General features: G+C 58.5%; 13 protein-coding genes. 10 read left to right on the forward strand and 3 right to left on the reverse strand.

What is annotated here, in order from left to right; translation table 11 throughout:
* Positions 1–57: 57 nt before the first annotated feature.
* Positions 58–825, forward strand: coding sequence for an FCD domain-containing protein (locus PSH64_RS03890; RefSeq protein WP_105339993.1), 768 nt, complete (start codon positions 58–60; stop codon positions 823–825).
* Positions 826–982: 157 nt separating this feature from the next.
* Here PSH64_RS03890 and smpB read toward each other — a convergent pair whose 3' ends face one another.
* Positions 983–1,465, reverse strand: a complete 483-nt coding sequence (gene smpB, locus PSH64_RS03895; protein WP_007933497.1) for an SsrA-binding protein SmpB — start codon at positions 1,463–1,465, stop codon at positions 983–985.
* Between the two features lie 118 nt (positions 1,466–1,583).
* Between smpB and PSH64_RS03900 the strand changes: the two genes are divergently transcribed.
* Genes PSH64_RS03900 through PSH64_RS03910 form a run of 3 tightly spaced genes read left to right on the forward strand, consistent with a single transcriptional unit; the run spans position 1,584 to position 3,736 of the window.
* The gene (locus PSH64_RS03900; RefSeq protein WP_305480012.1) at positions 1,584–2,987 is read left to right on the forward strand and encodes a sodium-dependent transporter; all 1,404 of its coding nucleotides are present in this window, start codon (positions 1,584–1,586) and stop codon (positions 2,985–2,987) included.
* 7 nt (positions 2,988–2,994) lie between these two features.
* Positions 2,995–3,429: a type II toxin-antitoxin system RatA family toxin gene (locus PSH64_RS03905; RefSeq protein WP_105339995.1), complete on the forward strand. Its 435-nt coding sequence runs from the start codon at positions 2,995–2,997 to the stop codon at positions 3,427–3,429.
* Entirely contained in the window at positions 3,422–3,736 is a 315-nt protein-coding gene (locus tag PSH64_RS03910; protein ID WP_105339996.1) for an RnfH family protein, read from the forward strand. Before PSH64_RS03905 ends, PSH64_RS03910 begins: the two co-directional genes overlap by 8 nt.
* Before the next feature lie 61 nt (positions 3,737–3,797).
* Here the strand turns inward: PSH64_RS03910 and PSH64_RS03915 are convergent, their stop codons facing one another.
* The gene (locus PSH64_RS03915) at positions 3,798–4,325 is read right to left on the reverse strand and encodes an outer membrane protein assembly factor BamE (RefSeq protein ID WP_105339997.1); all 528 of its coding nucleotides are present in this window, start codon (positions 4,323–4,325) and stop codon (positions 3,798–3,800) included.
* A 97-nt stretch (positions 4,326–4,422) separates the two neighbouring features.
* Between PSH64_RS03915 and fur the strand changes: the two genes are divergently transcribed.
* Positions 4,423–4,827, forward strand: a complete 405-nt coding sequence (gene fur / locus PSH64_RS03920) for a ferric iron uptake transcriptional regulator (RefSeq protein WP_003197684.1) — start codon at positions 4,423–4,425, stop codon at positions 4,825–4,827.
* Between the two features lie 75 nt (positions 4,828–4,902).
* Here fur and recN read toward each other — a convergent pair whose 3' ends face one another.
* Positions 4,903–6,576, reverse strand: coding sequence for a DNA repair protein RecN (gene recN, locus PSH64_RS03925; RefSeq protein WP_305480015.1), 1,674 nt, complete (start codon positions 6,574–6,576; stop codon positions 4,903–4,905).
* Between the two features lie 241 nt (positions 6,577–6,817).
* Here recN and grpE point away from each other — a divergent pair, with 241 nt between their 5' ends.
* From grpE to carA, 5 genes are all read left to right on the forward strand, one after another.
* Positions 6,818–7,384: a nucleotide exchange factor GrpE gene (gene grpE / locus PSH64_RS03930; protein ID WP_105339999.1), complete on the forward strand. Its 567-nt coding sequence runs from the start codon at positions 6,818–6,820 to the stop codon at positions 7,382–7,384.
* A gap of 102 nt (positions 7,385–7,486) precedes the next feature.
* The gene (dnaK, locus tag PSH64_RS03935; RefSeq protein ID WP_105340000.1) at positions 7,487–9,403 is read left to right on the forward strand and encodes a molecular chaperone DnaK; all 1,917 of its coding nucleotides are present in this window, start codon (positions 7,487–7,489) and stop codon (positions 9,401–9,403) included.
* A gap of 297 nt (positions 9,404–9,700) precedes the next feature.
* Positions 9,701–10,825: a molecular chaperone DnaJ gene (dnaJ, locus tag PSH64_RS03940; protein ID WP_105340001.1), complete on the forward strand. Its 1,125-nt coding sequence runs from the start codon at positions 9,701–9,703 to the stop codon at positions 10,823–10,825.
* Between the two features lie 9 nt (positions 10,826–10,834).
* Positions 10,835–11,641: a 4-hydroxy-tetrahydrodipicolinate reductase gene (gene dapB / locus PSH64_RS03945; protein ID WP_105340002.1), complete on the forward strand. Its 807-nt coding sequence runs from the start codon at positions 10,835–10,837 to the stop codon at positions 11,639–11,641.
* Between the two features lie 259 nt (positions 11,642–11,900).
* On the forward strand, positions 11,901–13,037 hold the full coding sequence (gene carA, locus PSH64_RS03950) for a glutamine-hydrolyzing carbamoyl-phosphate synthase small subunit (protein WP_105340003.1): 1,137 nt from the start codon (positions 11,901–11,903) through the stop codon (positions 13,035–13,037).
* Positions 13,038–13,144 lie beyond the last annotated feature (107 nt).

Consider the following 13,144-nt stretch of genomic DNA (forward strand, 5'->3'; position numbering starts at 1 on the left):
GCCAATAGGCCAGAATAGAGAGCCCGGCGAACCGCCGGGATCGTGGAGAATTGAGTGATGGGGTTTGATCAGATTCGGCAGCGCCGTTTGTCTGACGATATTGTCGAGCAACTCGAGGGGATGATTCTCGAGGGCACCTTGAAGGCTGGCGAACGCCTGCCGGCAGAGCGTGCATTGGCCGAGCAGTTCGGCGTGTCACGCCCTTCGTTGCGCGAAGCGATACAAAAACTGACGGCCAAAGGGCTGCTGGTCAGCCGTCAGGGCGGCGGCAACTATGTGGTGGAATCCCTGGGTTCGACGTTCAGCGATCCACTGCTGCATCTACTGGAAAGTAACCCCGAGGCCCAGCGCGATTTGCTGGAATTTCGCCATACCCTGGAAGCATCCTGCGCTTACTACGCGGCACTGCGCGCCACCGATGTGGATCGCGAGCGGCTGACGGCTGCATTCGACACGTTGCAGGACTGCTATTCGCGCCATGACGAAGTGAGCCGGGCGGAAGAGGGCGCCGCGGACGCAAATTTTCATTTGGCGATTGCCGAAGCCAGTCATAACGCGGTGTTGCTGCACACCATTCGCGGGCTGTTCGATCTGCTCAAGCGCAACGTGGTGACCAACATCGGCGGCATGTACAAACAGCGTACTGAAACCCGTGACATGCTGATCGCGCAGCACCGGGAGTTGTACCAGGCGATTATCGAGGGGCGGGCGGAACAGGCGCGGGAAGTTTCCAGTCGGCACATTTTGTATGTGCAGGAAGTGTTGGAAGAGGTGCGTCAGGAAGTGCAGCGCATGGCTCGGGCGGAGCGGCGCAAGGGGATGTAGTCAGTTGGTTTTGTGGTGATTGTGCGATTGCATTCGCGAGCAAGCCCGCTCCCACAGGTGCCGGGTCTGCCACATAAATGTCGGCATCCACAGGCTATGTGGGAGTGGCGGTGGGGTGATCCGACTTGCTCGCGAAAGCGGTCTAAAGGCGAAAGATCTAGTCTTCCTTGCCCTTGTTGCGCACTGCACGCTGCAATTCACGACCGGCGTCGCGTTCGCGTTCGGTATCACGCTTGTCGTATTCCTTCTTGCCCTTGCCCAGAGCGATCTCGCACTTGACCATGTGCTTGCTCCAGTACCAGGACAGGCATACGCAGGCGTAACCTTTTTGCTGCACGGCAGCGGCCAGCTTTTCCAGCTCGCGCCGGTTGAGCAGCAACTTTCGGGTGCGTACCGGATCGGCAATGACGTGGGTGCTGGCGGTCGTCAGGGGCGTGATATGGCTGCCGAGCAGCCAGGCTTCGCCATCCTTGAGCAGTACATAACTGTCAACCAGTTGTAGCTTGCTTGCCCGCAGACTCTTTACTTCCCAGCCGGCCAGGACCAGACCAGCCTCGAACTTATGCTCGATGAAGTAATCGTGTCGCGCTTTTTTATTTTGCGCGATGGTCCCTGTTGGGTGTTTCTTCTGTTTAGCCATAGGGGCGGCATTATAGGGAGTTGCGCGCGAGTAGGCTACGGTGACGCTACGTGCTTGAGCAGGTTGATTGAATCCCGGACAATGCGGCCTCTTTTTTGAACGCTTGGGCGTGATAACGATGTCGACAGACAAGGTTTCTGTCCACGGCAGTTGGGCTAGCCGCTGGGTCTTCATACTCGCCGCGACCGGTTCGGCCGTGGGGCTGGGTAGTATCTGGAAATTCCCTTACATGGTTGGCGTCTACGGTGGCGGAGCCTTCGTGCTGATGTTCCTGGCCTGTATCGCGCTGATCGGTATGCCCGTCATGCTGGCCGAAACCCTGATCGGCCGGCGCGCGCGGCAGAGCCCGGCCAACGCTTTGAAGGTTCTGGCGCTGGAGGCGGGGCATTCGGCGAAGTGGTCCTGGGGCGCATTTGCCGGGATGATCACCGCGTTGCTGATTCTTTCTTTTTATAGTGTGGTCGGCGGTTGGTCGCTGGATTACATCATCGATATGGGTCGTGGTGACTTCCAGGGGGTGACGGCGGGCGAGGTCGGCGCGTATTTCGGCAATGTGATCGCCGATCCATGGCGCCTGACACTTTGGCACACGATTTTCATGCTCCTCTCGGCCCTGGTGATTGCCAAAGGCGTGGTCGCCGGGCTGGAGCGCAGCCTGCGGATCATGATGCCGTTGCTGTTCGTGATGGTGGTTGTCCTGCTGGGTTACAGCATGACCACGGGGCACTTCATGGAAGGCGTGCATTTCATGTTCGACTTCCACCCGGACAAGGTGCTTGATGGCTTGCTTCCGGCCATGGGCCACGCGTTCTTCTCCCTAAGCGTGGGTGTGGGCTCGATCATGATCTACGGCGCCTACATGCCCAAGCATTCATCGATTTCCGGAACCGTCGTCGGTGTGGCGCTGCTCGACACCTTCGTTTCGCTGTTGGCCGGTCTGGCATTGTTTCCGATTGTGTTCGCTGCGGGCCTGAACCCGAGCGAAGGCCCCGGCCTGATGTTTGTCAGCCTGCCATTTGCCTTCGGTAACGTAGCGTTTGGCCAGTTGATGGGCGTAGTGTTCTTCGTACTGGTGGCGATTGCGGCCTGGAGTTCGGCGATTTCCCTGCTCGAGCCGATGGTGGCTTACCTGGTTGAACGCACGAAAATCAGTCGCGCCTGGGTCACCTTCTGGCTGGCATTCACCTGCTGGTTCGTCGGCCTGGGCACCGTGTTTTCCTTCAATATATGGAAGGAGGCGAAATTTTTCGTGAACGAAGGCGGGCTGTTCCATCTCTACCAATGGGGAGCAGCCGGTGGCCTGGACTTCTTTGGGGTGATCGATTTCTTCACCTCGCGGATCATGTTGCCACTCGGTGGTTTGTGTTTCGTGGTGTTTGCGGGCTGGGTGATGGGGCGGGAAGCGGTGCGCGACGAGTTGTCGATCCGTAGCCCTGTGCTGTTCGCCCTGTCCCTGTTCTTGATGCGCTATGTGGCGCCCATCGGCATTCTTGTAGTGTTTGCCGCTCAGCTGTGGAAGTAACGCTGACATGACGACGCACATTCAACGTTCGGCCCTGCTGCCGTATCCGGCGCAAGCGCTTTATGACCTGGTCAACGACGTGGCCCGCTATCCGGAATTCCTGCCGTGGTGCTCGTCGGCTGAAGTTCTGGAAAGCTCCCCTGAGCTTATGCGCGCCAGTGTTGGCGTGGCCAAGGGTGGCCTTAGTCAGCATTTTGTAACGCGTAATACCCTGGTGCCCGGTCGTTCGATCGAGATGAACCTCGAAGAAGGTCCTTTCAGCCAGTTACATGGCATTTGGGTGTTCAAGCCGTTGGGCGAGAAGGCCTGCAAGATCAGTCTGGACTTGTCCTTCGACTATTCGGGGCCGCTGGTCCGTGCAACGTTGGGGCCTTTGTTTAATCAGGCGGCGAATACGTTGATGGACGCATTCTGCCAGCGCGCGAAACAGATGCATGGTTGAGGCGATGATCAAGGTCGAGGTGGTGTATGCCGCCGTTGATCGTCAGGTGCTGTTGAGCGTGACGGTTCCGGTGGGCGCCACGGTACGGGATGCGTTGCTCAAGTCCGGCCTGAACAGTCAATTTCCTGAGCTGGATCTGGCCAGTTGTCCGGTCGGGATCTTTGGCAAAGTGATCGCGGAACCGGCCATTCGCCAGGTTCAGGAAGGGGAGCGCATCGAGGTTTACCGGCCGTTGCTCGCCGACCCGAAAGAGGTGCGCCGGTTACGTGCGGCCAAAGCGGCCGAGGCCAAAGCCCGGAATCAGTGATTCGGTTAAACGCCAGACAATAAAAACCCCGGACATGCCGGGGTTTTTATTGCGTCGCAAATTATTGCGGCGAGGTTTCCAGTGGTTCTGGAGTCGGGACAGGGACAGTTTCTACGTTGTCCACGTCCTTCTGGATCTGGTCCAGCAACGAGCCTGGCTTGACCGGTTTTTCTGGTTTCGGCTTCTCGGCGTTTTCTGCCGGCTTGGTCACGGAGGTGCCGCTGTCCTTGCCGAGAATGGCCTCGTCGCGGCTTACGCCCGGCATGAAGTCACCAGAGAGGCTGACAAGCTGGTCATTCGGGTTGAAAATAACGCTGATGCGTTCCTGTTGGCGTTCACCACCACCCGGTTGCAGGCTATACAGGTAATCCCAGCGATCGGCGTGGAACGTGTCGGTCAGCAGAGGGTTGCCCATGATAAACCGTACTTGCCGGCGGGTCATTCCCGGGCGTAACTGGTCTATCATGTCCTGCGTGACGACATTGCCCTGCTGGATGTCGATTTTGTAAACCCCGGGGAATGAACAACCGGCGAGTGCGAGCAGTCCCACAAAGGTGAAACTGGTTAGCAAGAGCTTGGTGTTTTGCATCGGTGGGCGACTTCCACTATCTTGGCTGGGACAACGTAAACGCCGATCATACCCGCATTAAGAGAAGCTGCGAAGCAGCATCGCGAGAAAGCTGACCATGGTTGAAAATAGCGAACTACGCAAAGCCGGCCTCAAAGTGACCCTTCCACGGGTCAAGATTCTGCAAATGCTCGATTCCGCCGAGCAACGCCACATGAGTGCCGAGGACGTCTACAAGGCGCTGATGGAGGCTGGTGAGGACGTCGGTCTGGCCACGGTTTACCGTGTTCTGACCCAGTTCGAGGCAGCTGGCCTTGTGGTGCGGCACAACTTCGACGGAGGCCATGCGGTCTTCGAGCTGGACGACGGCAAGCACCACGACCATATGGTCAACGTCGAGACCAGTGAAGTGATCGAATTCTTCGACGAAGAAATCGAGCGGCTCCAGAAAGCAATTGTCGACAAGTATGGCTTCGAGATGGTTGATCACAATCTTGTACTGTACGTGCGCAAGAAAAAGTAAGCATGTCGCGCGAACTTCAGGTTCGCGAAACGAACGAAGGCGACCTCAGGGTCGCCTTCGTGCTTTCTGCCGTTCTTAAATTTTCGCGGTAACGACCATCTTCTTCGCGTGAGCCAGGGACTCCTTGGTGAGGTCGATGCCGCCCAGCATTCGCGCCACTTCTTCGACGCGATCATTCTTGCTCAACTTGGAGACGGCCGTGTGCGTGGCATCTTCACCGCGGACCTTATGCACAAATAGATGCTGATGACCCTGCGCCGCCACTTGCGGCAAGTGAGTCACGGTCAGAACTTGTCCACGTTCCCCGAGGCGTCGCAGCAACTGGCCGACAATCTCGGCGGTCGGGCCGCCGATGCCCACGTCCACTTCGTCGAACACCAGGGTCGGTACGCGGGAAGTCTGTGCGGTGATCACCTGAATCGCCAGGCTGATACGCGACAGCTCACCACCCGATGCCACTTTTGCCAGGGCTTTCAATGGTTGCCCGGGGTTGGCGCTCACCAGCAGTTCCACCTGTTCGAGCCCATTGGGCAGCAATTCATCGCTGCTGTTGGGGCGCAGTTCGATGGTGAAGCGGCCGCCGGGCATGCCCAGGCGCTGGATTTCCTGTTCCACGGCGCTGGCCAGGCTGGTTGAAGCTTGATGGCGCAGGTCGCTCAACTCCCGGGCCTTTTCCTGATAATGACGGGCGTAGGAGGCCAGCTCATCGCTCAGTCGTTCGATGGATTCGTCGTTGGCATTCAGGGTTTCGATTTCATCGAGCAGTTTCTGCTGCATCTCGGCGACCTCGGTCGGCTGGATGCGGTGTTTGCGCGCCAGGGTGTAAATGGCATCGAGGCGCTCTTCCAGATATTGAAGGCGGGCCGGGTCAGCGTCGAAATTGTCGAGAAAACGGTTCAGCTCGCCCACGGCTTCTTCAACCTGAATCTGCGCACTGGTCAGCAGGCTGCTGGCTTCGCCCAGGGCACCGATCGAATTGTTTACGCTCGACAAACGGTTGAGGCTGGCGGTCAGGGCGTTCAATACATTTCCGGAATCACTTTCGCTGCATTGTTCGACCACTTGTCGGCAAATGCCCAGCAGGGTTTCGGCGTTGGTCAGGTTTTTGTGTTCCTGTTCCAGTTGCTCCAGCTCGTTTTCGCCGAGACCGAGGTTCTCCAGTTCTTCGAGTTGATAGCTGAGCAACTGATGACGAGCGCGCTGTTCGTCGCCGGAGTTGGAGAGGCGCTCCAGCTCCTGGCGGGTCTGGCGCCAGCGTTGGGCAGCCAGATGCACCTGGCGGGCAAGGTCGGTGGCGCCGGCGTACTCGTCGAGCAGGCGTCGGTGGGTATCGGTTTTGAGCAGGGATTGGTGTTCGTGCTGGCTGTGGATATCGATCAGCAACTCGCCCAAGGCCTTCAGGTCGCCGAGGGGGCAGGGGGTGCCGTTGATATAGCCGCGCGAACGCCCTTCAGCGGTAATTACACGGCGCAGGATGCACGGGCCGTCGCTTTCAAGATCGCGTTCGGCCAGCCAGGCGCTGGCTTCCGGGATGTCGATCAGGTCGAAGGTAGCCAGGATATCGGCCTTGTCGGCGCCGGGGCGGACCACGCCGCTGTCGGCGCGATCGCCCAGGGTGAGGCCCAGGGCGTCGAGCATGATCGACTTGCCGGCGCCGGTTTCCCCTGTGATCACGCTCATCCCGCGATCGAGTTCGAGATCGAGATGTTCAACGATGGCGTAGTTGTGTACGGACAGGTGCACCAGCATAAAGGCCGCTCCCAGGCTTTAGGTCTGGTTATTTATACAGTGTTTTGTTTCCGGCTGACAATGCCCCCTCTTAGGTCGATTTGCTTGCTTTAAAGAAATCCTTAGTGCACCTGGGAATGACAATGCAGCTGTTTTTTGTAGGGTTAATCATCGGATAGCCCTTGAAGCTGGATTTTGCGGCCCCATATACCGGGGCAGAAGCGTGAGTTGAGCTCGCGGACGATATTGGAAGGAGAAAACTATGGCTGACGAACAGACAGTGGATACGCAAAATCTAGACGCCAACCAGGGCCCCGAGGCTTCGGGTGAAGACCTGGCGGCTCGTGTGCAAGTGCTCGAAGAGCAATTGGCTGGTGCGCAGGATCAGGCTTTGCGTGTAGCCGCCGATCTGCAGAACGTCCGCCGTCGTGCCGATCAGGACGTTGAAAAGGCGCACAAGTTCGCCCTGGAAAAATTCGCAGGCGACCTGCTGCCGATCATCGACAGCCTGGAGCGTGGCCTGGAGCTGTCCAGCCCTGATGACGAAAACATTCGTTCGATGCGCGAAGGGATCGAGCTGACCCTGAAAATGTTCCAGGACACCCTGAAACGCTATCACCTGGAAGCGATCGATCCTGAAGGCGAACCCTTCAATGCCTTGCATCATCAGGCAATGGCCATGCAGGAAAGCGCCGACGTCGAGCCAAACAGCGTGCTCAAAGTGTTTCAGAAGGGCTACCAGCTCCACGGTCGTCTGTTGCGCCCGGCCATGGTCGTGGTCAGCAAGGCGCCTGCGCCGGTTTCGCCTTCGATTGACGAGCAGGCTTGAAATTAGCCGCAAGGCCCCCATTTAGAAGTCAAGCGTTTAAGTGCTACCGCAGTCAGCCACCACTGCTGCGGCATCCAAATCCAAAGTTTCGGGAGAGTGAACATGGGCAAAATTATCGGTATCGACCTGGGGACTACCAACTCCTGCGTTTCCGTGCTGGAAAACGGCAAGGCCAAGGTTATTGAAAACGCTGAAGGCGCGCGTACCACGCCGTCGATCATCGCTTATGCCAACGATGGCGAAATCCTGGTTGGCCAGTCGGCCAAGCGTCAGGCAGTGACCAATCCGCATAACACCCTGTACGCGGTGAAGCGTCTGATCGGTCGTCGTTTCGACGAAGAAGTCGTACAGAAAGACATCCAGATGGTCCCTTACAAGATCGTCAAGGCTGACAACAACGACGCCTGGGTTGAAGTGAACGGCCAGAAAATGGCACCGCCACAGATCTCGGCCGAAATTCTGAAGAAAATGAAGAAGACCGCCGAAGACTACCTCGGCGAGCCTGTGACCGAAGCGGTGATCACTGTTCCGGCCTACTTCAACGACAGCCAGCGTCAAGCCACCAAAGACGCCGGCCGCATCGCGGGCCTGGACGTAAAACGTATCATCAACGAACCGACCGCGGCCGCACTGGCCTACGGTATGGACAAGGCCAAGGGCGATCACACCGTGATCGTTTACGACCTGGGTGGCGGTACTTTCGACGTTTCCGTGATCGAGATCGCTGAAGTCGATGGCGAGCACCAGTTCGAAGTGTTGGCCACCAACGGCGACACTTTCCTGGGTGGTGAAGACTTTGACATTCGTCTGATCGACTACCTCGTCGACGAATTCAAGAAAGAAAGCGGCATGAACCTCAAGGGTGACCCGCTGGCCATGCAGCGCCTGAAAGAAGCCGCTGAAAAAGCCAAGATCGAACTGTCCTCGAGCCAGTCGACCGACGTGAACCTGCCGTACATCACCGCAGACGCTACCGGTCCTAAGCACTTGAACGTGAAAATCTCCCGCGCCAAGCTCGAAGCGCTGGTGGAAGACCTGGTTCAGCGCACCATCGAACCTTGCCGTATCGCGATGAAAGATGCCGGCATCGACGTCAGCAAGATCGACGACGTGATCCTGGTAGGCGGTCAGACCCGCATGCCGATGGTGCAGAAAGCTGTTTCCGACTTCTTCGGTAAAGAAGCCCGTAAAGACGTTAACCCGGACGAAGCCGTTGCCATGGGTGCTGCTATCCAGGGCGCTGTATTGGCCGGCGACGTAAAAGACGTTCTGCTGCTCGACGTCAGCCCGCTGACCCTGGGTATCGAAACCATGGGCGGCGTGATGACCGCGCTGATCGAGAAAAACACCACGATTCCTACCAAGAAATCGCAAGTGTTCTCGACTGCCGACGACAACCAGGGCGCCGTGACTATCCACGTGTTGCAAGGTGAGCGTAAGCAGGCTGCACAGAACAAGTCCCTGGGCAAGTTCGACCTGGCCGAGATTCCACCGGCTCCACGTGGCGTGCCACAAATCGAAGTGACCTTCGACATCGACGCCAACGGCATTCTGCACGTAGGCGCCAAAGACAAGGCTACCGGCAAGACTCAGTCGATCGTGATCAAGGCCAACTCCGGTCTGTCCGAGGAAGAAATCCAGCAGATGGTTCGCGATGCTGAACTGAACGCCGAAGAAGACCGCAAGTTCGAAGAGCTGGCCAGCGCCCGTAACCAAGGCGACGCCCTGGTTCACTCGACGCGCAAAATGGTCGCTGATGCTGGCGACAAAGTGAGCGCTGAAGAGAAGACTGCAATCGAAGCGGCAGTAGTTGCCCTGGAAGCCGCTGTTAAAGGCGACGACAAGGCTGCTATCGAAGCCAAGGTTGAAGAGCTGTCCAAGGTCTCCGCGCCAGTGGCTCAGAAAATGTACGCCGAGCAGGCTCAGCCAGCTGAAGGCGCGGCACCGAAGGGTGAATCGGCTGAAAAGGCTGACGACGTTGTCGATGCCGAGTTCGAAGAAGTCAAAGACCACAAGTAAGTTGTTGGTCGCCCGGTTGACTGCCTTCAGGCGGTGACTGGTAGGATGTCGCCGCGCGGGAGCTTGCTCCCGCGTTGGCGTGTCTGGAGTTAGTGAATTTTTACAGCATGCGACAACGCTCGGGTGCTGGCGGTATGGCCGGGAATGCTCCTGCTTTTCGAGCCGAAGGTACCGCATCGAATCAAAGACCAGGATCGTTGAATTGACGTGAGTTGGGTCCGGGCCTGTATTGGGGCTCAACGAGTTTGACGAGGCTCAGGAGAGGTTTGTCGAACGTCCTTAAGAGTGCAAAGACTTATGGCAAAGCGTGACTATTACGAAGTATTGGGTGTTGAGCGTGGCTCAAGCGAAGCAGACCTGAAAAAGGCCTACCGCCGCCTGGCGATGAAGCACCACCCGGACCGTAATCCCGATGACAAAGCGTCGGAAGATATGTTCAAGGAGGCCAACGAGGCCTACGAAGTGCTGTCCGATTCCAGCAAGCGCGCGGCCTATGACCAATACGGTCATGCCGGTGTCGATCCGAGCATGGGCGGCGGCGGTGCCGGATTTGGCGGTCAGAACTTCTCCGATATCTTTGGCGATGTCTTCAGTGACTTCTTCGGTGGCGGTCGCGGCGGTTCCCGTGGCGGCGCGCAGCGCGGCAGCGACCTGCGTTACACCCTGGAGTTGAACCTGGAAGAAGCGGTGCGCGGCACAACCGTGAATATCCGCGTTCCGACACTGGTCAATTGCAAGCCGTGCGACGGCTCGGGTGCCAAGAAAGGCTCGTCGCCGATCACTTGCCCGACCTGTGGTGGTATCGGTCAGGTGCGCATGCAGCAAGGTTTCTTCTCGGTGCAGCAGACCTGCCCGCGCTGCCATGGCCAGGGCAAGATCATTTCCGATCCGTGTGACTCCTGCCACGGCGAAGGTCGCGTCGAAGAGTACAAGACCCTGTCGGTGAAAGTGCCGGCCGGTGTCGACACCGGTGACCGTATTCGTCTGTCCGGCGAAGGCGAAGCCGGCGCACAGGGTGGCCCGACCGGCGACCTGTATGTGGTGATCAATGTGCGCGAGCACGCGATCTTCCAGCGTGACGGCAAGCATCTGTTCTGTGAGGTGCCGATCAGCTTCGTCGACGCGGCGTTGGGTGGCGAGCTGGAGATTCCGACGCTGGATGGTCGGGTCAAGCTGAGGATTCCTGAAGGGACTCAGACCGGCAAGCAGTTCCGTGTTCGCGGCAAGGGCGTTGCGCCGGTGCGCGGTGGCGGTGCTGGTGACCTGATGTGCCGCGTGGCGGTCGAAACCCCGGTCAACCTGGGGCGTCGTCAGCGCGAACTGCTGGAAGAGTTCCGTAGCTCCCTGGCCGATGACAATAGTCATTCGCCGAAAACCACCGGTTGGTTCGAAGGCGTGAAGCGCTTCTTCGGCGACTTGTAAGGAGAGGGTATGCGACGTATTGCTGTGATGGGTGCCGCCGGCCGCATGGGCAAGATCCTGGTCGAAGCGGTGCAGCAGCGCGCGCCGCTGACCGGTCTGACGGCAGCCATTGTGCGTCCTGGCAGCACGCTGATTGGTGTGGATGCCGGTGAACTGGCCTCGTTGGGGCGTATTGGCGTGCCGTTGTCCGGCAAGCTGGATGCGGTAGCCGATGAGTTCGATGTGTTGATCGATTTCACGTTGCCGGAAGTCATGTTGAAAAACCTGGCATTCTGCCGCAGGGCGGGCAAGGCCATGGTGATTGGCACGACCGGGCTGGATGCCGCGCAGAAGCAGTTGCTGGTCGAGGCGAGCGAAGACATCGCGATTGTGTTCGCGGCCAATTTCAGTGTCGGTGTAAACCTGTCGCTGAAACTGCTCGATATGGCGGCGCGCGTGCTGGGTGATGAGGCTGATATCGAAATCATCGAGGCTCACCACCGGCACAAGATCGATGCACCTTCAGGTACGGCGCTGCGCATGGGTGAAGTGATCGCCAATGCGCTGGATCGTGATCTGCAGAAGGTCGCGGTCTACGGGCGTGAAGGCCATACCGGTGCGCGTGAGCGTGAAACGATCGGCTTTGCCACTGTTCGCGGTGGTGATGTGGTCGGTGACCATACGGTGCTGTTTGCCTGTGAGGGCGAGCGACTGGAAATCACGCATAAAGCGTCGAGCCGCATGACCTTTGCCAAGGGTGCGGTGCGTGCAGCTTTGTGGCTGGACGGTCGTGAGCCGGGTCTCTACGACATGCAAGACGTGCTCGACCTGCGTTAAGATGCAGCCGAAACCGGGTTCAAACATAGCCTTTGAGCCCGGTTTTAAACCGCCAAGCGACGTCCTGTCGCATTCTCCGGCCTTTAGGGCTCATTGGCGGTAGACCAAAAAAGCCTTTTTCTGTAAGCTACAGCTTTAGTGTGTCCACTAAAAGCGCGCAGAATAATTCGATGAAGAAGCGGGGTGACGTGTCCATACGTCACTCCGCTTTTTTACAACCTGCGATCGCCCTTTCAGGCTTTATTTACGGGAGGTCTTCTTGACTAAGCCAGCCATACTCGCCCTTGCTGATGGCAGCATTTTTCGCGGCGAAGCCATTGGAGCCGACGGTCAAACCGTTGGTGAGGTGGTGTTCAACACCGCAATGACCGGCTATCAGGAAATCCTTACCGATCCTTCCTACGCCCAACAGATCGTTACCCTGACTTACCCGCACATCGGCAACACCGGCACCACGCCGGAAGACGCCGAGTCCGATCGCGTCTGGTCCGCTGGCCTGGTCATCCGTGACCTGCCACTGGTTGCGAGCAACTGGCGCAACACGATGTCTCTGTCCGACTACCTGAAAGCCAACAATGTCGTGGCAATCGCCGGTATCGACACTCGCCGTCTGACACGCATCCTGCGTGAGAAAGGCGCGCAGAACGGCTGCATCATGGCCGGTGACAACATCTCCGAAGCCGCCGCCATCGCCGCCGCCCAGGGCTTCCCTGGCCTCAAAGGCATGGACCTGGCGAAAGTCGTCAGCACCAAAGAGAAGTACGAGTGGCGCTCGACTGTCTGGGACTTGAAGACCGACAGCCACGCGACCATCGACGCTTCCGATCTGCCATACCACGTGGTGGCCTACGACTACGGCGTCAAGCTGAACATCCTGCGCATGCTGGTCGAGCGCGGTTGCCGTGTGACCGTTGTGCCTGCGCAAACCCCGGCTGCAGAAGTTCTGGCTCTCAAGCCGGACGGCGTGTTCCTGTCCAACGGCCCGGGTGACCCTGAGCCATGCGACTACGCGATCCAGGCGATTAAAGACGTGCTGGAAACCGAGATTCCGGTATTCGGCATCTGCCTCGGGCACCAACTGCTGGCTCTGGCCTCCGGCGCCAAGACCCTGAAAATGGGCCACGGTCACCACGGTGCCAACCACCCGGTCCAGGATCTGGACAGCGGTGTGGTGATGATCACCAGCCAGAACCACGGTTTTGCGGTAGACGAAGCGACCCTGCCAGGCAACGTTCGGGCGATCCACAAATCGCTGTTCGACGGCACCCTGCAAGGCATCGAGCGTACCGACAAGAGCGCCTTCAGCTTCCAGGGTCACCCTGAAGCCAGCCCTGGCCCGAACGACGTAGCGCCATTGTTCGATCGCTTCATCAACGAAATGGCCAAGCGACGCTAATCGCTCGCCCTGATGTAGCGAAGCCTGGGGGCGGTCCCGAAACCGGCGGCCCCCTCAAGGCTTCAGAGATTGAACAAGACGGCTTGCCGACTGACCTGCGGATTTGA

The sequence above is a fragment of the Pseudomonas sp. FP1742 genome, assembly GCF_030687145.1.
GTDB classification, from domain to species: Bacteria; Pseudomonadota; Gammaproteobacteria; order Pseudomonadales; family Pseudomonadaceae; genus Aquipseudomonas; species Aquipseudomonas frederiksbergensis_D.

Bases quoted from the DNA above. Each gene is read 5' to 3' on its own strand.
- fur (WP_003197684.1), top strand. From the start codon at position 4,423: ATGGTTGAAAATAGCGAACTACGCAAAGCCGGCCTCAAAGTGACCCTT.
- smpB (WP_007933497.1), bottom strand. From the start codon at position 1,465: ATGGCTAAACAGAAGAAACACCCAACAGGGACCATCGCGCAAAATAAA.
- dnaK (WP_105340000.1), top strand. From the start codon at position 7,487: ATGGGCAAAATTATCGGTATCGACCTGGGGACTACCAACTCCTGCGTT.
- PSH64_RS03910 (WP_105339996.1), top strand. From the start codon at position 3,422: ATGGTTGAGGCGATGATCAAGGTCGAGGTGGTGTATGCCGCCGTTGAT.
- dapB (WP_105340002.1), top strand. From the start codon at position 10,835: ATGCGACGTATTGCTGTGATGGGTGCCGCCGGCCGCATGGGCAAGATC.
- PSH64_RS03900 (WP_305480012.1), top strand. From the start codon at position 1,584: ATGTCGACAGACAAGGTTTCTGTCCACGGCAGTTGGGCTAGCCGCTGG.
- grpE (WP_105339999.1), top strand. From the start codon at position 6,818: ATGGCTGACGAACAGACAGTGGATACGCAAAATCTAGACGCCAACCAG.
- PSH64_RS03915 (WP_105339997.1), bottom strand. From the start codon at position 4,325: ATGCAAAACACCAAGCTCTTGCTAACCAGTTTCACCTTTGTGGGACTG.
- dnaJ (WP_105340001.1), top strand. From the start codon at position 9,701: ATGGCAAAGCGTGACTATTACGAAGTATTGGGTGTTGAGCGTGGCTCA.
- PSH64_RS03890 (WP_105339993.1), top strand. From the start codon at position 58: ATGGGGTTTGATCAGATTCGGCAGCGCCGTTTGTCTGACGATATTGTC.
- PSH64_RS03905 (WP_105339995.1), top strand. From the start codon at position 2,995: ATGACGACGCACATTCAACGTTCGGCCCTGCTGCCGTATCCGGCGCAA.
- recN (WP_305480015.1), bottom strand. From the start codon at position 6,576: ATGCTGGTGCACCTGTCCGTACACAACTACGCCATCGTTGAACATCTC.